The sequence below is a fragment of the Sphingomonas tabacisoli genome, from assembly GCF_042678385.1.
Classification (GTDB): Bacteria; Pseudomonadota; Alphaproteobacteria; order Sphingomonadales; family Sphingomonadaceae; genus Sphingomonas_B; species Sphingomonas_B tabacisoli.
The window spans coordinates 2603565-2626484 of sequence record NZ_JBHUDY010000001.1 but is presented as its reverse complement, the minus strand read 5'-3'; the positions used below and the strand labels follow the sequence as shown (position 1 = coordinate 2626484).

Sequence of the window (22920 nt, the reverse complement as noted above, 5' to 3'; positions counted from 1 at the left end):
TCGAGACGGCGCTGAAGCTCCCGAGCGAGCATCAATATGGCAACGGCGTCGCCATCTTCACGCGCAACGGCCATGCCGCGCGCGAGTTCGCGGCGCGCGTGAACGTCGGCATGGTCGGCATCAACGTGCCGATCCCGGTGCCCGTCGCCTATCACACATTCGGCGGCTGGAAGCGCAGCGCGTTCGGCGACATCAACCAGCACGGCATGGAAGGCGTGCGGTTCTGGACGAAGACCAAGACCGTCACCCAGCGCTGGCCCGACGGCTCCGCAACCGGTGAGAACGCCTTCGTCATTCCAACGATGGGGTGAAGCGTGACAGCATCGGCCGAACCGTCACTCAGCGCGCGCCAGGTCATCGATCTCCGTGACCTGGGGGGCGATGAATTTAGGAGCGTGCACCAGCAGGATAACTATGCTGGCGCCGTTTTCGGCGGGCAATATCTGGCACAAGCGCTCGTCGCAGCCCGCCGAACGGTGCCGGATTGGCCGATTCATCACTGCTCGGCCCTCTTCCTGCAAGCGGGCAAGGCGGCGCATCCGCTCGACTTCTCGGTAACCCGGACGAGGGATGGCAAACAGTTCGCAGCGCGGCGCGTCATCGTGTCGCAGGGCGGGGCCCCGATGTTTGATCTGCTTTGTTCGTTCCAGGCGTGCCGCGACGGCGTTCGCCATCAACTGGAACTCGGCAGCGTCGAGCTGCCCGAGCGTTTGGACAATCTGGCGATCTTTGCCGGGAAGAACCGGCATCAGCTCGATCCTCGCATGGCCGACCTTTACCAGCGGCCATTTCCCGTCGAGCTTCGGCTCACAGAACCTGAACGGCTGCTCACCAGGGAAGGTCGCGGTGCCGAGCAGGATTTTTGGTTCAGGATGTCCTCGGCCAGTGAGGTCGAAGATCAAGGTGATCACCAGTGCCTGCTCGCGTTCATGTCGGACTACTGGTTTGCGGGTGTTGCTGGAGCACTGCACGCGCCGACAGGGAGCGCCAGCTTCTTCGCTTCGCTCAATCATAGTATGTGGTTCCATGCGCCCGCGCGCGCCGATCAATGGCTCTATTATCAAACCGAAAGTCCTTGGGCGGGCGCCGGCCGGGGCCTTGCACGCGGCTTCATCTACAATGAAGCGGGCGAACTCGTGGCCAGCGTCGTGCAGGAAGTAGCCATGGGGTTCGACTGACATCATCCAGTCCGGTCGGGTCCGGCCCGCGCCTGGTGCGACCGTCTGATCTGCGAACCGCGACCCGCTGTTTCGACGTCACTTCCTACAGGTGAGATTCAGGACCCGACGGTCTGAACGTGCCTAGCTCCTTGCCGAGTTTACCTGGCCACGGAAATTTGCCAGTAATTTGAGTGCCCATTTTTTGTCTTCGGGGCACCATTTTCCCGTCGGCGGACGTCCATCACTCGCATCAGCTCGCCGTCCCCTTGGCCGTAGTGATGTCGCGGCAAATATTCAGGCGTCGCTGTCGCGGCAGGTCTTGAGCCTGCTTGAAGAAATTCGAGATGGCCTTGCGGTGATTGCCTACGGTCAGGATGAGATAACCGCCCACGGGTCCGGGCAATGGCGACGCTGCTCAACGAAATGGCGTCTGGAACCCCCACGGGCGTGGCCCGAGGTCCGGGCCTTCGGTATTAGCGAGCGGCAATCGGCAGTTTAGGGGGCGTGTTCGAAACGCTCCAAAACGCGTGCTACCCGCCAGACCAGCACTTCACCGCAGCCGAGATAATCGCGCACAACTGCTTTCGCCTCGTCATCGTTGTTGGCCTCGAAGTGATAGTCATGGACTGCGTCATCGTTGCGGACGAAGCTGAGGTTATATTCGGGCATGCGTCGTTATACGATAAATTGGGCACTCCGTTTCCACGCTTAAGTGGTTAACAGTGCCTGCGCTCCCGCAGACGGTGACCGCAAGTGGCGATCAAGCTGCTCGCCGCGTCGACGAGGTCATTTCCCTGATCAGCATCTCGGACGACATCGGCTTGCCGGTGAAATAACCCTGGACGGCGTCGCAGCCCGCAGACTTGAGGAAGTCGAAGCAACCCTTATCCTCGACACCCTCGGCGACCACCTTCAGACCAAGCTTGTGCGCCATATCGATGGTCGACTGGACGAGCACGGCGTCGTTACGATCCTTGTCCGCGTGCTGAACGAACCGACGATCGATCTTCAGCTCATCGAGCGGAAGCTGCTGCAGATAGGCAAGCGTCGATTGGCCGGTGCCGTAGTCATCCATCGAAATCGCAATGCCCATCGACCGAAAGGCATGCAGCGCTTGGATTGCACTTTCGAGATCCTCGAGCACCGCCGATTCCGTCACTTCGAAGATCAAGCTGCCACGCACGAAGTGTGGACCGGCCACGATTTGAGCCACAGCTTCGAAGAAGTCGGGCGACACGACGAGTAGCGGCGACACGTTTACAGCGACCGACATATCATGGCCTCGGCGACGCCACTCGGCTGAGTCACGGAGCGCCGTATCCAGCACGAAACGGGTAAGGGGCAGGATGCGATCGTGTCGCTCGGCCAGCGGCACGAACGCGTCGGGGGAAAGCGCGCCCAACTCAGGGTGACGCCAGCGGATCAGCGCTTCGGCACTTCGGATGCGCCGCGCCCCGAGATCAAGCTTGGGTTGATAGTGAACGTGCAGCCCGCCGGTCGCAACGGCCTCGTCCAGCTCGCCCAGGAGAGAGAGCTCCCGTCCAAGCTGGGCGCGATCCGCCTCGTCGTGCACGCGCCAGCCGCGATGCGTTTCCCGCGCGCGCTCTGAAGCGAGCACGGCATGCGCCATCAGCTGCAAAGGAGCGTCCCCGTCATTCTCCGCCACGCCGAAATGCAAGGTCACGTCCGCGCGTCGCCCGCGAACTTCAATCGGGTTCAACATCGCTGTGCGAATGCCGGCGAGCCGATTTTCCAAGCTCGCGCGGTCGCCCTGCACTTCCGGCCAGGCAAGGACACCCTCTTCGATCCGGAAGATTGGAACGCCCTCGACCGCGAGCGCGACGCGGTCCTGCAGGCGGCGAATCGTCTCTCCGATCTCGTGACCCCCAAGTGCCGCTGCAAGCCGCTCGAATGCCGCGACGCGCGCGACGACGATCGAGTGGAAGCTATTCTCCTGAAGCCAACGGGCCATGGCCGCCTTGTTCGGCAACCCGGACTCGACATCCGTCAACCGACGTCGCTCAGTGTCGGCAGCCAGCTGCAGTGCGGCCACCGCCGCAGCGGCAAAGGCGATCGCCGCAAACGCAGGCGCGAGCGGCACGATAAAATGCATCCATTGTTCGGCGGCCAGCGAGCCGGCGAACATGGTGACAAGGCTCACGCCAACCCAAACCGCGAGGCGCGGGCCGGTTCGGGTGCGCAGAAGCGCGGCGACGACAAGCAACGCGAACAGCAGCGGAAGGGGCCAAGCCACAGGTCGGAATGTGCCGGCAGTCAATGTTTCCGCGGCAAGGGCTTGAATGACAACGCCTGGGATGACGCCGTACCGAGGCACTGCATATTGATCCCCAAGCTCGATCGCGCTCGCGCCGATCAATACCCGCTTGCCCGCCAGCACGTTGCGCGGAACCTGCCCCTTCAACACATCCACAAAGCTGTGGTGGGGAATGGATCCGGGATCGATTGAAAAGTCGACGCTGAAGCGTTCGCCCGCGCGGCCGCTCACTTGGGCGATCATCGCGGACAGCGAAGGGCGGGGGAGCCCGCGGGTCACCGTGGCGATCGGCATCCGGCGGACATAGCCGTCTGCATCGGGCCTGACGCTGACTGCTGCGAGCACCGATTGTTCGCGGGCCTCATGAAACGGCAGCGAATCTACCCACTCGGCTTGTCCAGCACCCGACCGTTGGCGAAAAGTCGGCAAAACGACTGCGCCATGAGCGCGAGCGAGCGCCGCGACAAGCGCCGCATCGTCGCCAGCGGTTGATCGAGCGGAAAAATCGACGTCGAACGCGATAGTGGCAGCACCGACTTTTCTAAGCTGATCGATGACGCGCGCGTGGTGGCTGCGCGGCCATGGCCAGCCGTCGAGTGCCGCAAGACTGCGCGCATCGATATCGACGATGTGGACTGAACCGCTTGCCGGATGGCTCCGCAACTCCCAGCGGAGACGCTGGAGCAGCTGATCGAGGCCCGCGCCGACGCCCGTGAGCCCGAATCCCAGCCCGACAGCCGCCGCGGCAGAAACTATGGTCAGCGACCAATGTGTTCGGGACCATGCTTTCAGGTTCATGCGGGCGGACTCCAGCCCTTTCCTTAGCCGCGATCTGCTAAGGAAAGGTTGGCCGGCGGCGCTTTGCTATCCGGCCGCTAACTGCGGGGCATCCAAGGGTCTGAGTTCTCGAAAGCCCAATGCCTCTGCGCTGGCGGACCGCTCAGTTCTTGATTTTGCCCAGCTTGCCCAGGCCTGAAATCACGTCGGTCAGCACGCCCAGAGGAGCATTGGCCTTCGTCTGCGGCATGTTCGGGTTGCCGCCCGGTCCGACCGCGTTGGAGCTGGCATTGGACGAGGGGCCCGGCCCTTGGGCGGCTGCACCGGGAATAGCCGCGTCGGCCACCTTGACGGCATCCTGTACGGCCTTCGCGGCGTCCTTGGCTGCCATATCCGCGTTCTTGGCAGCTTCGGCTGCGGCGTCGCTGGCAGCCTTCTCGGCGGCCTTGGCCGCATCGGCCATTTGCTTTGCCTGTTCTCGCGCCGCGGCATCCGCAGCCTTTTCGGCATCACGCGCGGCCTTTTCGGCTGCTTTGGCCTGAGCGTCTTCCAATGCCTGCGAGGCATCAGCCGCCGCCTTCGCCGCCGCCTTGTCGGCATCGATGCGCGCCGCCTCTCGGGCGAGCCGGTCGGACTCCGCCTGGGCGGCGATAGCGGCTGCCGCTTGCGCGTCCTCCGCTGCCTTCGCGGCCGCCTTGCTGGCGGCTTCCGCAGCAGCGGCATCGGTCGCGTTTCGACGGGCAAGCTCGGCCGCGCGCGCGGCTTGATCGGCTGCCGCAGCGGCCGCCGCTTCCTGGGCTTGTCGTTCAGCGCTGGCCGCCGCCGCACGCTCCGCATCTGCGGCAGCGGCGCGCGCGAGGTCTGCGGCCTCTCCAGCCTTGACAGCCGCGGCTGCGGCCGCGGCATCGCTTGCCGCTTTTGCGGCTGCGGCATCCTCTGCGGCCTTTGCTGACTGTTCGGCATCCGTCGACGCCTGGACCGCACTATCCCCCGCCTTGTCGGCATCGGCTTTTTTCAGCGAAGCCTCTGCGTTTGCGGTCTCCGCGCTGCGCCCGACCTCATTGGCGAGCGCCGTGGCGGTCGCAGCGCGGATCGTATCGGCCGCCGAGCGCGTGCCTTCGGTTGCCATGGCAAACTGGCGTTCGCCTTCGCCGCCGATTGTGCCCTGGACGAGGCCGCCTGTCGCTTCTGAAAGCGATAGCGGCTTTTCGGCAATTGCCGTCGAAATCACCTGATCGTAGGGGCCCGCCGCGGTAGTCGCAGGCGCGGTCGAGGCTGCCGGAACGACCGGCGCGGGCGTCTCCGGCCGCTGCGTCGGAACGGCCGGCGAAACAATGGTGCGTGCCGGGCCATCGCCTTCGATGCGAAGGCGAAAGCGATCGCCGGCATTTACCAGGGCGACGGCGCCGGGCTTGAGCAGGTCGTGAGCACCGCCATCCGCGGTCGCCACGTCCACGGCGCCTTCGATCACTTGAACCGATGCGCCCGCCTCCGTAACGGAGACGCTGAACGTTGTCCCTTTGACGACGGCGGCCAGATACGGCGTCGAGACCGAGAAGTGCGGGGTCAGCTTCTTCTTGATCATGAAGACGACGTTGCCGACGTCCTGGACGAATTTCGTCACCGTGCCGGATTGCTCCGCAGCTGGCAGGCGAAGCCGCGACGATGGCGCAACCATCAGATATTCTTCGCCGCGCGTGACGACCGCGCGGGCGCCGCGACCGGTCACGATCGTATCCCCGGCCTCGACAACTCCGCCGCGCAGCGCGGCTTTGCTCAGACCGGCGTGCAACAACTGCACGTTGCCCGTGGATTCGCTGATCCGCCATTCCACGTCGTTCGCCATAAGGGGTGACGCCGTGACGGAGGCCAGTGCGATGGCCATCATTCGGCTGTGCATCATAGAAGCAACTCCGGGTCTAAGCCGGCGAGTTCTAGGGCTCGAGTCCTTACCGAAACCTCCTCGGAAACGGTGAAGCGCCTATTGACCAAAAACCTAAGCAACTAAATCTCAAGGAAGAAGCGATTAGTTGCTGCGCCGGGAACCATAAGAGCAAGGGGCGCAGTGCGGATAGGGTTTGGACTGATGGCGGCGCTTGCGCTCGCCGCGCCAGCCGCGGCCCAGGTCGTCCTCGACCGGGCGGACCCGGCGGTGATCGAGCGCGACCTCAACCGAGCCGAGGCCTTGCAACCGGCAACGCCACGCCCGGAAGTTCGCACGCAGGCCGAAGCCGTCGCTCAATCGCAAATCAGAGTCGCGCCCGGAGCCGTGATCGTCGAAAGCACAATTTTCGCGAACTCAGACTTTACAGCCGCGGTCGGGCCTTATCTCGGGCGATCACTCGGTGCCGACGAGCTGAAGGAGCTGCTTGCAAGCATTGCCGGTGTCGCCCGCGATCGCGGCTTTCTATTCGCAACTGCATCGATCGCGCCGCAGGCCGTTTCGGCGGGCGTCTTGCGCGTGACTTTGGATGAGGGGCGCATCGACGCGGTCCGAAGTCTCGGTCGCCCGAACGCGCAAGTCGATGCAATCCTCCGCCGCCTCGTGGGCACCGGGCCAGTTCGCCGCAGCGAGTTTGAAAGAGCTCTCCTGATCGCCGGCGATGTGGCTGGCGTGCGCGTGACCGACGCACGCTATGTGCGCCAGAACGGCTTTGGCATTCTCCTCGTCACTGTTGCGGACGATCGAGCTTCATTTGCGGCCCAACTCGACAACCGGGGCAGCGAAATCGTGGGGCCGGAACGGGCCACAGGTGTGGCGGCCGTCCGCGGCGTCATTGGCGAGGGCGACGAGGTGTCCGTTCTAGGAGCAGGCACACCGTTCCACCCAGGCGAGTTGATTTTCGCCCAGTTGAAATATTCGGCAGCGCTGAACGACCGGGGCACGTTGCTCTGGTCGAGCGCGTCGGTCGGACATACTCATCCAGGTGGTAGCCTGGCGCCGTTCAACGTGACGGGCGACAGCTATGCGCTTGCGACAGGTCTGTCGCATCCGTTCATCCGGTCGCGCAAAGCTAGCGTGTGGAGCACCGTGTCGTTCAAAGGTCTTTGGCTCGACCAGGACATTCTAGGGGTGCGCGTCCGGCGCGACCGGATCGTTACGGCGGCCGCCGAGCTGGACGGGGCAGCCGAGATCGCCGGCGGGGTGGTTCGCGGCAACGCGTCCGCAGTGATCGGCTTACCGCTCGCGGGCGTCACCCACGCCGGCGATCCGCTGGCATCGCGAGGCGATGGCGACGCTCGATTAGGGCTTTTCCAGTTTTATGGGGATTGGACACGCGAGGTCGGGCACAATCTGAGCATCCGCGCCGCCGGGATTGCGCAAACCGCTACGCGGCCGTTGCTCGCTTCGCAGGAACTTGGGTTGGGCGGGCGCCTTTTTGGCCGAGCCTATGATGAGAATGAGCGCAGCGGCGAAACGGGCGTCGCCGGCTCTTTCGAGGCGCGGCTGAGCCTGCCGGCAAGAGGATCAGGTGCCATCCGCCGCGTCCAAGTCTATGCGTTTGCGGATGCAGGCTATGTTGGCAATGCACGCCAAGGGCTTGGAGGCGGAGCGCTCTACTCGGCGGGCGGCGGCCTTCGCCTGGGGATCGGGCGCAGTTTCGACGGCGAGGCGGAGATCGCCACGCCTCTGGGCGCTGACCGGCTCGGCACGGGCAATCGTAAACCACGCGTGTCGTTCCGATTGAGCGCAAGGTGGTGATCGGTTGCTAAGTGCCTCAGCTCTTTTGCCAGCCTCCGCCGAGGGCGCGGAACAGGTTGACCTGGGCGCGTGAGATTTCCGCATCCTGGGCGGCGAGGCTGGCCTGGGCGTCGGCGAGCGTGCGTTCGGAATCGAGGAGTTCCAGCGAATCGACCTGGCCTTCGCGCTGACGGGCGCGGGTGATGCGGGCGGCGGTTTCCGCTGCATTGGTGGCCGACTGCAGGGCGGCGCGACGCTCCAACGACCGTGCGTAGACGGTAAGAGCCGTCTCGGTTTCTTCCAGCGCCTGCAACACCGTGCCGTCGAAGGTGGCGAGCGCGGCCTTGCTGTCCGCGCGTGCCTCGGCGAGCCGCGCGCGTGCCGGCCCCTGGTTGACCGACCAATTGATGAGTGGCCCGAGCAGCCACGTCAGCGGGTTAGCGCCGAAGATGTTGCCGAAGCCTGTGCCGGTCGATCCGACCGAGCCGCCGAGCGTGATCCGCGGATAAAGGTCCGCGGTGGCGACGCCGATCCGGGCGGTGGAGGCCGCGAGGCGGCGCTCTGCGGCGCGCACATCGGGACGCCGCGCGAGTAGCGCCGCGCCGTCGCCGACCGGGATCGGCGTGTCGAGCTTCAGCGTGGTGGTGCGGGCGGCGACTTCGGGCGGCAGCTCTTGCGGTGCACGGCCGGTGAGTGTGGCCAGGCGGAACAGCGCGGACTGGCGCTGGGCCAGCAGCGTCGGGATGTCGGCCTGGCGCTGGTCGCGGAGCGAGGCGATGCGCGCGGTGTCGAGCGGCGTCTGCAGGCCTGCCGCCTCGCGTTTCTGCATCAGCGTCACCGACCGGTCGAGCAGCGCGACGATGCGCTGCGCGACGTCCAGCCGCTCCGCCGAAGAAACGGCGTCGGCATAGGCGCGGGTGGTATCGGCGACGATCGCGACGCGAACGGCGTTCGCATCCGCTTCGGCTGCATCCACGTCACCATTGGCCGCTTCGATGTTGCGGCTGATCCGGCCGAACAGGTCGACTTCGTAAGCGACGTCGAGGCCGACATCGACCGACCAATTCTCGCGGTCCGCACCCGGCGCGCGTTGGGCGGCGGGCAGGCGGCCATATTGGGCGCTGCCGCCCAGATTGACCTGCGGCGTGCGGTCGGCGCGCGCGCCCTTCAGCGAGGCGCGGGCGCGTTCGAGCCGGGCGACGGCGACGCGGATATCGGTGTTCGCCTTCAACGCGTCGGCGACCAGCCGATCGAGCACCGGATCATTATACAGTCTCCACCAGTCGCCTTCCACCGCGGGGACCGGGGTCGCGGCGGCAGTGGTGGAAACGAACGAGGCGGCTTCCACCGGGCGCGGCGTCGGCGCGACATAGTTGGGTCCGACGGCGCAGGCGCTGAGCGTCAGGGCGGAAACGGCGGCGAGGAAACGCATGACGGTTTCTCCTTATTCTGCAGGCAACAGCGCTGGCGCGCCTGCCTGGCCTCGGCCACGCAACCGGGCGAGACGGTCGCCCAGCGCGCGGCACACGACGTAGAAAGTGGGGGTGAAGAACAGGCCGAAGCCGGTGACGCCCAGCATCCCGAAGAACATGGCGGTGCCGAGCGCCTGGCGGAGCTCAGCGCCCGCGCCGCTCGCGATCAGCAACGGCACCGCGCCCAGGATGAAGGCGAAGCTGGTCATCAGGATCGGCCGCAGGCGGTCGCGGGCGGCACGCACCGCCGCTTCGGCCGGCGACAGGCCGTCCTGCTCCTCGGCCTGCTTAGCGAACTCGACCACGAGAATCGCGTTCTTGGCGGCGAGCGCGATCAGCACGATCAGGCCGATCTGCGTCAGGACATTATTGTCCATGCCGCGCAGGTTCACGCCGGCCATTGCAGCCAGCAGGCACATCGGCACGATCAGGATGATCGCCAGCGGCAAGGTCAGGCTTTCATACTGAGCGGCCAGCACCAGGAAGACGAACAGCACGGCGAGCGCGAACACCAGACCGGCGGTGTTACCGGCCGCCTTTTGCTGGAAGGCGATGCCCGTCCATTCGGTGCCATAGCCCGCGGGCAGCGTTTCGGCCGCCAGCTTCTCCATCGTCTGCAGCGAGCGGCCGGACGAATAGCCGGGCGCGGTGTCGCCATCGATCTCGACCGCCGGGAAGAGGTTGTAGCGCGTCACGCGGTACGGTCCCGTCCGGTCGGCGAAGGTCGCGACCGAGCCGATCGGCACCATCGTGCCATAGGTCGAGCGCGTCTTCAGGTTGGCGATGTCGGCCTCGGTCGCACGGAACGGCGCATCGGCCTGGGCGGTCACGCGATAGGTGCGGCCGAGCAGGTTGAAGTCGTTCACATAGGCGGAGCCCAGATAGACGCTCAGCGCCTCGAACACTTTCTCCGCGGGCACGCCGAGCATGTCGGCCTTTTGCCGGTCGATGTCGGCGAAGATGCGCGGCGTGGATGTGTCGAAGAAGCTGTAGACTTGGGCGAGACCCTTGGTCTGGTTGGCCTTGCCGATCAGCCCGAAGGACTGCTGCCCCAGCGCCTGATAGCCATGGCCGCCGCGGTCCTGCACGATTAGACGATAGCCGCCCGCCGAGCCGATGCCCTGGATGACGGGCGGAGGCACGATCATGATCCGCGCCTCGGTGATGTCGGCGGTGCGCTTGCGCGCTTCGTCCATGATGTGCTGGAAGCTTACGCCCAGCTTGCCGCGTTCCTCGAACGACTTGAGGGGGAAATAGGCAGCGGCGGCATTGGGGGCGAGCGTCTGCGAAGGGCCGTCGAAGCCCGCCAGCATCACCGCACCCTTGATGCCCTTCACCGGCAGAATGCGATCCGCGACCTTGCGCAGCACGGCGTCGGTGCGCTCGACCGAAGAGCCGGCCGGAAGCTGGACGACGGTGAGGAAATAGCCCTGGTCCTGCTGCGGGATGAAGCCACTGGGCGTCAGCCAGAACAGGCCCAGGGTCGCGGCGATCAGTCCCGCATAGGCGATCATCATCCGCTTCGGCCGGGCGACAAGGCGTGCGGTCAGCGCCGCATAGGCCGTGCCCATCCGGTCGAAGCCCCGATTGAAACGGTCTCCGGCGGCGCGGATGAGCGCAGAGAAGCGGCCCTTGGGCGCATCATGCGCATGGTCCTTCAGCAGCATCGCAGCGAGCGCCGGCGACAGCGTCAGCGACAGCAGCAGCGAGATCGCCGTTGCAGCCGAGATCGTCACCGCGAATTGCTTGTAGAAAGCGCCCGACAGGCCGGTCAGGAACAGGGTCGGCACGAACACGGCGAACAGCACGAGCACGATCGCGACCAGCGCGGCCGAGACCTCGTCCATCGAGGTTCGGGCGGCCTCCAGCGGCGTCATGCCGCGGGCGAGGTTGCGTTCGACATTCTCGACGACGACGATCGCGTCGTCGACGACGATGCCGATGGCGAGCACCAGCCCGAACAGCGACAGGTTGTTCAGCGAATAGCCGACCGCCTGCAGCACCGCGAAGGTGCCGATCAGCGAGACCGGGATCGCGACCACGGGAATGATCGCCGCCCGCCAGCGCTGGAGGAACACGAGGATCACGAGCACGACCAGCACCACCGCCTCGAACAGTGTATGCATGACGGCGTCGATCGATTGGGCGATGAACTCGGTCGGGTTGTAGATCACCCGATATTCCATGCCCTTGGGGAAGGTCTTCGAGACCCGCTCCATTTCGGCCGACACGGCTTCCGCGGCGGCAAGCGCGTTGGAGCCCGGCCGCTGGAAAACGGCGAGGAGCACCGTCGGCTGGCCCGACAAATAGGTGTTGGACGCATAGTCGGCGGCGCCGAGCTCGACCCGGGCGACATCCGACACGCGGATCTGGCGTCCGTCGGCGTCGGTGCGGATCACGACATCGGCGAACTGCTTGGGATCGGTGAAGCGGCCCTGCGTCTCGACATTGAGCTGGAAAGCATTGCCGCTGTTATAGGGCGGCTGGCCGAGCGTGCCGGCGGCAACCTGGACGTTCTGCGCCCGGAGCGCCTGGACGATCTCGCCGCCGGTCAGATTGAGCGCGGCGGCGCGGCCCGGATCGATCCACACGCGCATCGCATAATCGCGCGAGCCGAACAGCCGCACATCGCCGACTCCGTCGATGCGGGCGAGCCGGTCGCGGATCTGGGTCAGCGCATAATTGGAGAGATAGCCGCGATCGAGCGAGTTGTCGGGCGACACGAGGTTGACGACCATGAGGAAGTCCGGTGTCGTCTTGCGCGTCACCACGCCCAGCCGCTGCACATCTTGCGGCAGCCGCGGCACCGCGACCGCAACGCGATTCTGCACCAGCACCTGCGCGGCATCGAGGTCGGTGCCGGGCTTGAATGTGACGGTGATCGTCAGATTGCCGTCGCCGGTCGATTGCGACGACTGGTAAAGCATGTTGTCGACGCCGTTGATTTCCTGCTCGATCGGCGAGGCAACGGTCTCCGCGACCGTCTCCGCCGACGCGCCTGGATAGGAGGCCGTCACGGTCACGGTCGGGGGCACGATGTCCGGATATTGCGAGACCGGTAGACCGAGATAGGCGATTGCGCCGACGATGGTGATGACGACGGCAATGACGGCCGCAAAGATCGGGCGCGTGATGAAGAAACGCGAGAGGCGCATGGGGCTTCTCCTCGCTGGAGTTGAGTAGGTCTGTATTCACTCACCCGTCCATCCCGAGCGAAGTCGAGGGACGCGCGCGCTTTCCCGCCTTTGAAGGGCAGAAGTGCGTGCCTCGACTTCGCTCGGCATGGACGGTTTCGGGTGGGCTACCGCACTGCGAACGTCGCCTGGCCGGGCGGCGGCGCCACGATTGAGGGGGCCTGGGCGATGCGCTCGGGCTGCACCCGCCCGGCGCGGACCTGCACCTTGGCGCCGGGCATCGCCATCTGGGTGCCGGAGATCACGACCCTGTCCTGCGGTGTCAGGCCGGAACGGATCACACGGAGGCCATCGACCACCGGGCCAAGCACGACCGGCTTGGCGGTCACCGATCCGTCAGGGCCGACGACCAGCAGCGTCTTGCGCGCCTGGTCGGTCTGCACCGCGGCATCGGGAACCAGCAGCGCCTTGACGGTGCCGCCATTCGCCAGCCGCATGTTGCCGAACATGCCGGGCGTCAGGAACAGACTTGGATTGTCGAGCACCGCGCGGACCCGGATGGTCCCGGACTTCGGATCGAGCGTATTGTCGGTGAAGTCCAGCCGGCCTTTCCAGCGATAGTCCGCTTCATCCTGCAGGCGGATCTCGACCGGCGAGGAGGTGGCGCCCTGTTCGCGGGCGCGCTGGCCCTTCAGGAACAAAGCTTCCGAACTGTCGAAGGTGAAATAGATCGGGTCGAGCGCGTTGATCGTCGTGAGCAGCGAGCTCGCCGGCCCATCGCCTGCAGCGACCAGATTGCCGGGATCGATCCGGCGATCCGAGACGCGGCCGNTTGCCGGGATCGATCCGGCGATCCGAGACGCGGCCGCCGATCGGGGCGCGGACTTGGGTGAACTCCATGTCCAGCGCCCGCGAGCGGACCCGCGCCTGGGCGCCTGCCAGCGCGGCCGAAGCCGCACGAACGCGGGCCTGCAGCCGGTCGATCTCGCTTGGCGCCACCGCCTGGTCCGCCAGCAACCGCTGGGCACGGCCGAGATCGGCATTGGCAAGGGCGAGGTCGCTCTGCGCGCTGGCGAGGCCGGCCCGTGCTTCCGCGAGGGCGGCAGCGAACGGGCGCTGGTCGATCGTGAAGAGCACCTGGCCCTTCCGCACGATCTGGCCGTCGGTGAAGTGGACGGCGACTATCTGGCCCGAGACGCGCGGACGGACCTCGACCGTCCGGCTCGCCTCGAAGCGGCCGATATATTCGTCCCACTCATTCACATCGCGGACCAATGGCTGTGCGACGGTGACGGTCGGGGCCGGCGGGGCGGGGGGCGGGGGGCTTTCGCGATTGGCGACGGTGAGGCCGCCGATCAGCGCCGCGAGCGGCAGCACCACCAGCGCCCGCTTGCGCCATCGGGCGCCGGGGACGGTTTGCTCCTGCACGGCGGCGGAGTCCGCCTCCGGCTCGATTTTCGTGATCATGTTCATGCGTAAGCCTTCCGGCGGCGCTCGCTGCGGCCGCGGCTGATGCTGGTGAGAAGAAGCTCAAGCTGCTCGGGCGAAAAGCCTGCCTCGTAGAAGCTCTCAACCTCATATTCGGGGATCGCGAAGCTGTGATACCAGGCGTGGACCGACACGCGGCGCAGGGCTTCGAGCCGGGGATCGGCAAGCCGGTTGTCGTTGTTGCCGCCGAACACTGCGGCGAACGCCTTGGCGACGCGGCTGGGCTGGCGCAGGGAAGACAGGCGGTCGCGGCGGGCGAGCGCGACCACCGACCATTCGAGCGCGGACAGCGAGGGCTGCTGTTTGGCTGGAACTGGATCGTGGCGGGGCAGGGCGGGCGCCAGCGCGGCGGCGGGCTCGGCGAAGTTCAGATAAGCCATGTTCGACTCCCTCTTTTTGCTGCCGGAAGCCGGGACACGTGGTCCTCTCGCAAAAGCGCCTCCGCGCCCTCGCGTGCTCCGGCATTGGTTCGAAGGGGCGCGAAGCCAAAGCGGCCGGCGGGCCGCTAGCCCGTGCCTCTTCGGATCCGCTCCTGCTGCTGTCGGCGGTTGCCGCCGTTACTCTCTGTACCAGTCGGTATATAATGTGTTCAGCCGGTGTTCAAGAGCTTTTTGTACCGGTCGGTAAGATTTTTTCTAGCGGCCCGGCCAGACCATGAGGCTGGTCTCGATCATCCGCTCCAGCTCCGCGCGCGTGGCGCCGGTGCCTGCCTGGACGGCCATCCCTTGCACGATCGCATAGAGATAGCTGGTCAGTCCCTCCGCATCGACTTCGGGCGGCAAGTCGCCTTCGGCCTTGGCGCGTTCCATCCGTTCGACCAGCGCCTGTTTCGCTTTCGCGCTGCGCTCCACGACGTACATGCGGATCGAATCGGCTTCCGCGCCGCAGGCGACCTGGCTGATCACGCGCAGGCAGCCCTTGGGCTCGTTGACGCCGGTCTGGGTGTCGAGCGCGCCGCGGAGCATGTGCTCGGCGACCTTGCGCGCGGTCGGTTCGGCCAGCGCCTCGCCGACATATTCCATCTTCTCGCGCTCGTAGAGGTCGAGCGCCTTCACGAAGAGCTGTTCCTTGTTGCCGAAGGCGGCGTACAGGCTGGGCTTGGTGATGCCCATCGCCTCGGTGAGGTCGGCCATCGAGGCGCCCTCGTATCCCTTGCTCCAGAACACCCGCAACGCAGCCGCGAGCGCCTGGTCGCAACAAAATTCGCGCGGGCGTCCGCGGGTGGAAGCAGTGGCCGTCATTTCCATAACGACCGGTATATAACCGCTTCGATCCTCCTTTGCTAGAGGGCGCAGTCGCGAGCGGGTCTGGCGCGTCATTTTTCCGTTTTAGCGGGAAGCGGACAGCGAGGCTAACCGGCGCTTCCGAGCCGCCAATATTGGCCCTTCTCGATACATGCCGTTCATTGCGTGGATCGCAACTTATGCGCATGCCACGCCGGGCCATCGGCCGGACCTGCCGATTGGGTCTTTGTCCTTGAAGGCGGTTTCGTCATTGGCGGTAAAGACGCCGCCGTGCACGGCTTTGTTCGCCCGGCGCGGTTTCGCCGATAGCGCTGTTCGTCGATCAGCGTACCGCCCTTGTCGATGCGATCTTTCCTTCCCAAATGTGTGGCGGTTTATACCAACAATTAGGCAATGGCGGCTTATCGATCGGGCTGACGATCAGGTCCAGTTGAACGAAACTCAGTGAAACCAGCGGTTTAGCAGGTTTGGCACAGTGCCTGCAAAGCATGGCGCAACCCCGGAGCACGCGCTTCGGAACGCCACAGGAGATCAAGATGAAAGCGTCCCGTTTCTCGTTCATGGCCCGTAACGACGTGCTGCTCGGCGTGTGCGCCGCGCTCAGCGAGGATCTGGGCTTCAATCCGCTTTATCTGCGGATGACGCTGGCGGTGCTGCTGCTGTGGAATCCGGTTGTGATCCTGAGCGCCTATGCAGCGGGCTTCGTGCTGGTGCTGGCGAGCCGGGTGATCTTCCCGGCGATCGTCAAGGACAGCGCCGAACACGCCGAAGCACAGGCCGCGCCTGCGCATCAGAACGACGACGAGCTGGTGCTGGCCAAGGCGGCCTGATCAGCGCCTGACGGTGCGGATCTGGAACAGATAGGGCCAGTTCTTCCCCGTCACGAACAGCCGGTCGCCCTTCGCGTCATAGGCGATCCCGTTCGCGACATCGTCGAGGCCGCGCCGCGGCACTTTCGAAACCAGCGGGCCAAGGTCGATCCAGGCCTTGACCCGCCCGGTCGCCGGATCGATGCGGGCGATGCGGTCGGTCTCCCAGATATTGGCGAGCACGTCGCCTTTCACCCATTCCAGCTCGTTGATGCGCGAGAGCTTGCTGCCGTTCACCGTGACGGTGACGCGGCGCAGTTCCTTCAGGCTATTGGGATCGAGGAAGCGGAGTTGCGGCGTGCCGTCGCTCATCACGATCTCGCGGCCGTTTTGCGTCAGCGCCCAGCCTTCGCCCGGATAGCGCCATTCGCCGGTCTTCTTCAGCGTCGCCCGGTCCCAGATGAAGCCGACGCCATTCTGCCAGGTCAGGCTGATCAGCTTGGCTCCCCAATTGACCAGGCCCTCGCCGAAATATTGCGGCGGGATCACCGCCTGGCGGACGACCTTGCCGTCCTCCAGCCGCACTTCGCGGATCGACGAGCGGCCTTCCATGCCGGTGCTCTCGTAGAGCTTGCCGTCGAGATAGAGCAGCCCTTCGGTGAAGGCGTGTGAATCGTGCGGGAAGGTGCGGACGATCTCAACGCGCTCGACCGGCACCGCCGGGTTCGACGCACCCAAGAACAGCAGCGACAGCAACGGCAACAAGGCTTTCAAGCAACGGCCTCCTTCAACCACTCGGGGACGATCGGCCGTCCCCAGGCGAGCGGCTTGTCCAGCTCTTCGACGCGCAGCCGTGCGACCGCAAGCCCCAGCTCCGGATACCAGGCGTTCGCCGCCTCGCCGGGATTGGTGCCCGTCTCGACGACGACCAGCCGCCTATTCACTTTTTGCCGCCAATTCATCCGCGCGGTATTCTCCTGGCCAACATAGCAGCCTTTGGAGAAGCTGACGCCGCTCAACTCCGCCGCGTTGCATTCCAGCCAGAGTGTCGCGTTATCGCCGAGTTCCGCGCGACCTTCGGCGACGCCGAGGCGCAGCCGGTGCCCGTGCCAACCTTCGGCGGGCTCGTCCGGTGGCGCAAGCCAGCGTGCTCCGAGCGCTGCCAGCCGCGGGTCGAGCACATCGCCGTCAAGCGACCAATGCACGGCCAAGTCTGGTTCCGGCGCGATCGTGATCGGACGTCGCAAGCGATACATTGTCAGTCGGCGCGTTAATGCCTCGGCCACTTCGCCCTCGCAATCGATCAGCACATCCCCCTCATCGGCCCAGACGATGAAGTCGAACAGCGCCTTGCCTTGCGGGCTGAGTAGCCCGGCCCAAACCGGCAGCGCGCCGGTCACGTCGTTGGTGACGAGGCCTTGAAGGAAGCCGCGCACCTCCTCGCCTGAGAGACGGATCAGTGCGCGATCGGTGAGGGTGGTCCCGGCCATTTGCGTCAGTTAAGGGGCCGCGCATGGAAACTAAAGCCCGGCTGACGATCCGCCGCCCCGACGACTGGCACGTCCACCTGCGCGACGGCGACATGCTGAAGGCGGTCGCGCCCTTCACCGCCCGCCAGTTCGCCCGCGCGATCGTGATGCCGAACCTCGTGCCTCCGGTCACGACGGTCGCGGCGGCGAGCGCCTATCGCGATCGCATCCTCGCCGCCGCGCCCGGCTTCACGCCGCTGATGACGTGCTACCTGACCGACGACGCCAGCCCGGACGAGCTGACGCGCGGCCATGCCGAGCGTGTCTTCACTGCCGCCAAGCTCTATCCGGCCCACGCGACCACCAATTCCGCGCACGGCGTCACCGACGTCCGCAATCTCTATCCGGCGCTGGAGGCGATGCAGCGGATCGGGATGCCGTTGCTGGTCCACGGCGAAGTCACCGATCCGGCGGTCGATATCTTCGATCGCGAGGCGGTGTTCATCGAACGTGTGCTGACCGGCCTGGTCCGCGATTTTCCCGGCCTCAAGATCGTGTTCGAGCACATCACCACTGCCGACGCGGCCGCGTTCGTGGCGGAGAGCGGCCCGCTGATCGGCGCGACGGTCACGCCCCAGCACCTGATCATCAATCGCAACGCGATCTTCGAAGGTGGCCTCCGCCCGCACGCGTATTGCCTGCCCGTCGCCAAGCGCGAGGCGCATCGGCTCGCGGTGCGCAAGGCGACGGTTTCCGGATCGCCCAAATTCTTCCTCGGCACCGACAGCGCCCCGCACGCGATCTCTGCCAAGGAGTCCGCCTGCGGCTGCGCCGGCATCTTCAATGCGTCGTTCGCTCTGGAGAGTTATGCGAGCGTGTTCGAAGAGGAAGGCGCGCTCGACAGGTTCGAGGCGTTCGCGTCCGAGAATGGCCCGCGTTTCTACGGCCTGCCGTTGAACGAAGGGACAGTGACGCTGGAGCGGGTGGACGTGCAGGTGCCGGAAGGTATTCCGGCCGCCGGCACATCGGTCGTGCCGTTCCACGCGGGTGAAACGCTGCGCTGGAGGTTTGCGGACTAATACCGTCGTCATGCCGGACTTGATCCGGCATCCCGCTCCTTCTTGCCTTTCGAAGGCAGCGGGACCCCCGATCAAGTCCGGGGTGACGATCCGAACTTCGTCAGATCGTCAAAACGGCAGCCACTTCGATTTTTCGCTGAACTTCATATAGCCGACGTTCGCGCCCAGCCGCACGCCGACGCCCAGGCGGATCGGGATCAGCACGATGTCGCCCGAGCGCATATAGCTCGCGGTCAGCCCGCCGACGAAATAGGCATTGCCCTCGCCGGCCGGGAAGCGCTGGTAGAGGTCGTGCGTGTCGTGCAGGTTATAGACCAGCACGAACGTGCTGCCGCCGTTCGCGCCCGCGTCGAAGCCGATCGACGGCCCCGTCCAGTAAACCGGTCGCGGCCCCTCGACCTTGTGATTGAGCGTGCCGGAGCCGTAGCGCAGCCCGACGACCAGCGCACCGCCGGCCTCGCGGCCGGAGATATAGGCGGTGGGCTCGCCCTGGTCCTTCAGGATCTTCTCGATGATGCCGGCCAGCCCCTTGGCGCCCTTGCCGAACACGCCCTCGGCCGCGCCGATCAGGTCGTCCTTCTTGTAGGTCTCGCCGGCCGGCGCGCTTGCCGTCGTGGCGGCAGGCGCGCTGGGTGTGGCGGGAGCAGGCGAGGCCGGGGGAGAGGTGTCGCCGTAATAAACCGTGTCATTAGGCGCCGCCGCCGGAGCAGGCGTCGCCGGAGCCGGGCCGAGATCGGCGTCGATCCGCGTGTTGGGGTCGACCGTCTGCACTTGCGCCGAAAGCGGCGCGGCCAGCACCGCCAGCCCCAGCATTGCGCCTTGCCCAACCCGTTTCATCTGCCCATTCCCCACTTCTATCCGGTTGGAAGAATAGCCGGAATCCGGCTTGCCCCACAATGAACGGGCGGCAGGGCGAATCGAAAATGCGCCGGACCGAATCGTTTCCGCGCCCCGTTGATCGAGCGCAAAGCCCCTGCTATCGCCGCGCGACCGCCGCATCCGGAGACGTGGGTGAGTGGCTGAAACCAGCGGTTTGCTAAACCGCCGTAGGGGGATCACTCCTACCGAGGGTTCGAATCCCTCCGTCTCCGCCAATCCCAACAATCCCCGGATGATCTCATAAGCCGCTGTTTTTTTGCGGCTTCTGTGCGTGATCTTCATCGTGGAGGTCGAGGGCTTCGGGTGGAGATGTCGTTGGGATGCCTATTGCGGCTATCCGGTCCGCCCCGGACGCAGCGGCTTATAAACGGCCTGCCTTGCCGCCGGAGAATGTCCAGGAAGGTGATCTCGCCCGGGTCCCCAGGGGGTGTTTGGTTCAGGGGAGAACCGAGGCGCCCGACCGAGATCGTCGCCGCTCTATCCGCTCGGCCTTCGCAGAAGAATACAGCATTCCTACCGTATCGGCGTCGGCATCATGCCTCCGAGTATACGATGGACAGGATGCCGATCGGCTCGTCGGACCGGACACCGAGCCGTCCGGCCCCGTTGCACCATTGGACCGTGCCGGCGATCAGCTCTCGTTTGTTGATATGCACGAGAACATGCTGGCCTGGCTCCAGCGCGCCCGCCGAGTCCACCAGCATTCCCCGCTGCGAGAGATTGCGGACCGTCACGGGGCGAGGCGGTCGTCCCGTGCGCAGCTGGGCAGGCGTGTCCAGGCGCACGCGCCGGTTTCGCGGCTGGTGGCCCTCTTTATGCCCATGCTCCATCTCCGAAAGAGTGGTCCAGATCTCGTTAGAGCCGATCAGCGCCAGGCCGAACCGCTGCCCGCGCGTCCATCGCACGGCTCCGGTCAGTGTCGCTTTCTCGACGGTGAGATGCACCACCTGCCCGACGGTCAAAGTGATTTCCGCCTCGCCCATCAGCCCAGTCTCGGAGAGATCGTGCACGACAGCCTCACAATATGCATCGATGGGATACAATGTTGCCTGAAGCAGCACCGAATGCCTTTTATGCTGTCGCTTGTCGCTGTTCTCGACATCGTCCGGCTCTGTGTCGGCAAGGAAGCTTTTCAATCGTTTCAGCATGTTTTTGCCCCGCGTGATGAGCGTAAGCTGGGGCCGATATGTTAGGGCTGGGTTTTCCAGAACTACGGTAGAATGCCGACGGCGAGGACTCGCGATTCTACCGTATCGAAACGCAAACGGAGCTTAGGAGATCGAGCGCAGATCGTTCGGCAGGAGAACGATCGAGATGCCTGAACGTCCGCACCTCACGACTGCCGCAAACCCTGCACCGGAGCCCACTCCAGCACTCGCGGATGCACTAAGGCGCCAGGCCGAGTTGGAGCAGCAATGCTCGCTTCTTTCCACAGTCATCGACAGCGTCCAGGACCTGATATTTGCGAAAGGCCGGGACGGTTGTTTCATCCTGGCCAACAGGGCGCTCCAGGACGCCTGTGGCATCAGGATCGGTTCTCGCACCCACGACCTTTTCGATGACGACCTGGTGCACGGCTACGAGAGCGCCGATCAGACCGTCATCCGAACTTGCGCACCAGTGGTGGTCGACGAAACCATCCCTATTCGTGGGGAAAGGCGCCAATTTCAGACCGTTAAAGTGCCCTGGATGTCGGACGGCGAGGTCCGCGGCATCATCGGCGTTTCCCGGGATCTGACCGAACGTATGGGGGCGGAAGCTGCACTGAAGCGAAGCGAGTGCCTTCACCGCAGCATCCTGGAAGCGAGCGCCGACTGCATCACGGTGATGACCACCGCTGGCGAGCTGCAGCTGATCAATGGGCCGGGCGCCAGGGCGATGGGAATTGGCTCGCCGGAAGCCGCGATCGGGACGTCGTGGAGCGACCTCTGGCCCGATGCGAACCGGGCCGGCGCCATTTCGGCACTGGCCAAAGCAGGTGAAGGCAAAGTGGCGCGGTTCACTGCCCGCCGCTCATCGGACTATGATTGTCGCTGGTGGGACGTGATGGTTACGCCCATCATCGATGATGCTGGCGCAGTCACGAGCCTCCTTTCGATTGCTCGCGACGTAAGCGAAAGCAAGCAGACCGCCGAACAGCTCCTGTGGACCAGCGAACATGATACGCTGACCAAGCTCGCCAACCGGCATGCGTTTCAGGCCCGGCTTCAGGCAGCCGCGCTTCGAACGATGCGGACCAAGAGGCCCTTTGGCCGCCTGTTGCTGGATCTCGACCGATTCAAGCAGATCAACGACACCTTGGGTCACGCCGCCGGCGACGAGCTCCTCTGTTCGTTCGGCGACGTGCTGAAGCAGTGCGTCAGGGAGGCGGACTTCGTGGCGCGCCTCGGCGGCGACGAGTTCGCCATTTTGCTGGACGGCGTCAAAGACGAGTTCAATCTGGAACGCGTCGGAAACATGATTCTCGAGCGGCTCAAGGCGCCGATGCGCGTCGCCGGGCGGGAGATCAGTGCCGGAGCCAGCATTGGCGGGGCCTTGTTCCCCAGCCAAGCCTCGTCCGCGAACGAGCTGTTCAACAATGCCGATACCGCTTTGTATGCGCTAAAAGCGTCGGGGAGGGGTGGCACGCGTATATTCCATGGGCACCTGAGGGAACAGGCTCAGCAGATCGCATCGCAACTCAATCTGGCGCGAGTCGCACTGTGCGCAAGCTCGGTGGTGCCGCATTACCAGGCCAAGGTAGATCTCAAGACGGGAAGGCTCGCCGGTTACGAGGCTTTGCTGAGGTGGATGCATCCGCAACGAGGGTTGCAGCCGCCCGCCACTGTGCAGGAAGCGTTCAAGGAATATGAGCTCGCCTCTAAGATCGGCGACCTTATGCTGCGTGGGGTCATCGCGGACATGCGCGAGTGGCTGGCGCAGGGAATCCCGTTCGGCCGGATTTCGATCAATGCTGCGCCTGCCGAGTTCCTGCGCGACGATTATGCGGAGCGGCTGTTGCGCGTGCTTAAGGCGAATGAAATCCCGACAGACCTTATAGAGATCGAAGTCACGGAGCACGTGTTCCTGGAGCGCGGCTCCGAGTTTGTCGCGAGAGCCTTGAAGGTTCTAAACAACGCCGGTGTCCGCATTGCGCTGGATGATTTCGGCACCGGCTATTCGTCCCTCTCGCACCTTCGTGATTTCCCTGTCGATGTGGTCAAGATCGACAGGTCGTTCATCGAGAGAATGGTCGTTGAGGCCGAGATTTCGGCGATCGTCTCCGCGGTGATCAGCCTCGCATCGGATCTGCAAATCGAGGTTGTGGCCGAGGGGCTCGAAACCGAACAGCAGCGCAACATATTGATGCAGAAGCGCTGCACCTACGGCCAGGGCTACCTCTATGGCCGACCCGTTGCAGCATCCGAGGTCTGTGCGTCCTTGAAAGCCGCGTGAGTTTTGAGGCGTCGTGC

18 protein-coding genes, 1 tRNA gene and 1 pseudogene are annotated in these 22920 nt (G+C 65.1%); 7 read left to right on the top strand and 13 right to left on the bottom strand.

All coding sequences use genetic code 11. The annotated features are described in order from the left end of the window. Together ACFSCW_RS13160 and ACFSCW_RS13155 are read left to right on the top strand one after the other, a co-directional pair. On the top strand, positions 1–311 hold a 311-nt coding region (locus tag ACFSCW_RS13160), incomplete at its 5' end, for an aldehyde dehydrogenase family protein (protein ID WP_380889947.1). A gap of 3 nt (positions 312–314) precedes the next feature. Further along, positions 315–1178 (top strand): acyl-CoA thioesterase, encoded by an 864-nt coding sequence (locus ACFSCW_RS13155; protein ID WP_380889944.1) that lies wholly within the window; start codon positions 315–317, stop codon positions 1176–1178. Positions 1179–1410: 232 nt separating this feature from the next. Here the strand turns inward: ACFSCW_RS13155 and ACFSCW_RS13150 are convergent, their stop codons facing one another. The 4 genes from ACFSCW_RS13150 to ACFSCW_RS13135 form a co-directional block, all read right to left on the bottom strand. Continuing rightward, the gene (locus ACFSCW_RS13150) at positions 1411–1551 is read right to left on the bottom strand and encodes a hypothetical protein (RefSeq protein WP_380889942.1); all 141 of its coding nucleotides are present in this window, start codon (positions 1549–1551) and stop codon (positions 1411–1413) included. 104 nt (positions 1552–1655) lie between these two features. Beyond that, on the bottom strand, positions 1656–1829 hold the full coding sequence (locus tag ACFSCW_RS13145; RefSeq protein ID WP_380889940.1) for a hypothetical protein: 174 nt from the start codon (positions 1827–1829) through the stop codon (positions 1656–1658). A 91-nt stretch (positions 1830–1920) separates the two neighbouring features. Next, positions 1921–4233, bottom strand: a complete 2313-nt coding sequence (locus tag ACFSCW_RS13140) for a putative bifunctional diguanylate cyclase/phosphodiesterase (protein WP_380889937.1) — start codon at positions 4231–4233, stop codon at positions 1921–1923. Between the two features lie 142 nt (positions 4234–4375). Then, entirely contained in the window at positions 4376–6097 is a 1722-nt protein-coding gene (locus tag ACFSCW_RS13135; RefSeq protein WP_380889936.1) for a FecR domain-containing protein, read from the bottom strand. Positions 6098–6298: 201 nt separating this feature from the next. Between ACFSCW_RS13135 and ACFSCW_RS13130 the strand changes: the two genes are divergently transcribed. Beyond that, a complete protein-coding gene (locus tag ACFSCW_RS13130; RefSeq protein WP_380889934.1) occupies positions 6299–7915 on the top strand; it encodes a ShlB/FhaC/HecB family hemolysin secretion/activation protein in 1617 nt (538 codons plus the stop codon). 16 nt (positions 7916–7931) lie between these two features. On the opposite strand, the gene ACFSCW_RS13125 is transcribed toward ACFSCW_RS13130, so the two are convergent. From ACFSCW_RS13125 to ACFSCW_RS13105, 5 genes and pseudogenes are all read right to left on the bottom strand, one after another. Continuing rightward, positions 7932–9326, bottom strand: coding sequence for an efflux transporter outer membrane subunit (locus tag ACFSCW_RS13125; RefSeq protein WP_380889932.1), 1395 nt, complete (start codon positions 9324–9326; stop codon positions 7932–7934). 12 nt (positions 9327–9338) lie between these two features. After that, on the bottom strand, positions 9339–12521 hold the full coding sequence (locus ACFSCW_RS13120) for an efflux RND transporter permease subunit (RefSeq protein WP_380889929.1): 3183 nt from the start codon (positions 12519–12521) through the stop codon (positions 9339–9341). A gap of 146 nt (positions 12522–12667) precedes the next feature. Further along, positions 12668–13973 (bottom strand): annotated as a pseudogene (locus tag ACFSCW_RS13115) (efflux RND transporter periplasmic adaptor subunit). Beyond that, positions 13970–14368: a hypothetical protein gene (locus ACFSCW_RS13110; protein WP_380889927.1), complete on the bottom strand. Its 399-nt coding sequence runs from the start codon at positions 14366–14368 to the stop codon at positions 13970–13972. The pseudogene ACFSCW_RS13115 and the gene ACFSCW_RS13110 overlap by 4 nt, the downstream one beginning before the upstream one ends. A gap of 255 nt (positions 14369–14623) precedes the next feature. After that, positions 14624–15235 carry a TetR/AcrR family transcriptional regulator gene (locus tag ACFSCW_RS13105; RefSeq protein WP_380889924.1) on the bottom strand — a complete coding sequence of 204 codons (612 nt, stop codon included), beginning with the start codon at positions 15233–15235 and terminating at the stop codon, positions 14624–14626. Between the two features lie 533 nt (positions 15236–15768). Between ACFSCW_RS13105 and ACFSCW_RS13100 the strand changes: the two genes are divergently transcribed. Further along, a complete protein-coding gene (locus tag ACFSCW_RS13100) occupies positions 15769–16062 on the top strand; it encodes a PspC domain-containing protein (RefSeq protein WP_380889921.1) in 294 nt (97 codons plus the stop codon). On the opposite strand, the gene ACFSCW_RS13095 is transcribed toward ACFSCW_RS13100, so the two are convergent. Both ACFSCW_RS13095 and ygfZ read right to left on the bottom strand, forming a co-directional pair. Further along, positions 16063–16815 (bottom strand): glutaminyl-peptide cyclotransferase, encoded by a 753-nt coding sequence (locus tag ACFSCW_RS13095; RefSeq protein ID WP_380889919.1) that lies wholly within the window; start codon positions 16813–16815, stop codon positions 16063–16065. After that, the gene (gene ygfZ, locus ACFSCW_RS13090) at positions 16812–17531 is read right to left on the bottom strand and encodes a CAF17-like 4Fe-4S cluster assembly/insertion protein YgfZ (RefSeq protein ID WP_380889916.1); all 720 of its coding nucleotides are present in this window, start codon (positions 17529–17531) and stop codon (positions 16812–16814) included. The genes ACFSCW_RS13095 and ygfZ overlap by 4 nt, the downstream gene beginning before the upstream one ends. Before the next feature lie 23 nt (positions 17532–17554). Between ygfZ and pyrC the strand changes: the two genes are divergently transcribed. Continuing rightward, complete coding sequence (pyrC, locus tag ACFSCW_RS13085; RefSeq protein WP_380889915.1) at positions 17555–18589, top strand: dihydroorotase; 1035 nt, start codon at positions 17555–17557, stop codon at positions 18587–18589. A gap of 108 nt (positions 18590–18697) precedes the next feature. On the opposite strand, the gene ACFSCW_RS13080 is transcribed toward pyrC, so the two are convergent. After that, on the bottom strand, positions 18698–19426 hold the full coding sequence (locus tag ACFSCW_RS13080; protein WP_380889912.1) for a DUF1134 domain-containing protein: 729 nt from the start codon (positions 19424–19426) through the stop codon (positions 18698–18700). Positions 19427–19590: 164 nt separating this feature from the next. Between ACFSCW_RS13080 and ACFSCW_RS13075 the strand changes: the two genes are divergently transcribed. Then, positions 19591–19683: transfer RNA gene (locus ACFSCW_RS13075), tRNA-Ser, on the top strand. Between the two features lie 318 nt (positions 19684–20001). On the opposite strand, the gene ACFSCW_RS13070 is transcribed toward ACFSCW_RS13075, so the two are convergent. After that, positions 20002–20616, bottom strand: a complete 615-nt coding sequence (locus tag ACFSCW_RS13070) for a PilZ domain-containing protein (RefSeq protein WP_380889911.1) — start codon at positions 20614–20616, stop codon at positions 20002–20004. A 166-nt stretch (positions 20617–20782) separates the two neighbouring features. Between ACFSCW_RS13070 and ACFSCW_RS13065 the strand changes: the two genes are divergently transcribed. Further along, positions 20783–22903 carry a putative bifunctional diguanylate cyclase/phosphodiesterase gene (locus ACFSCW_RS13065; protein WP_380889909.1) on the top strand — a complete coding sequence of 707 codons (2121 nt, stop codon included), beginning with the start codon at positions 20783–20785 and terminating at the stop codon, positions 22901–22903. The last annotated feature ends 17 nt before the right edge of the window (positions 22904–22920 follow it).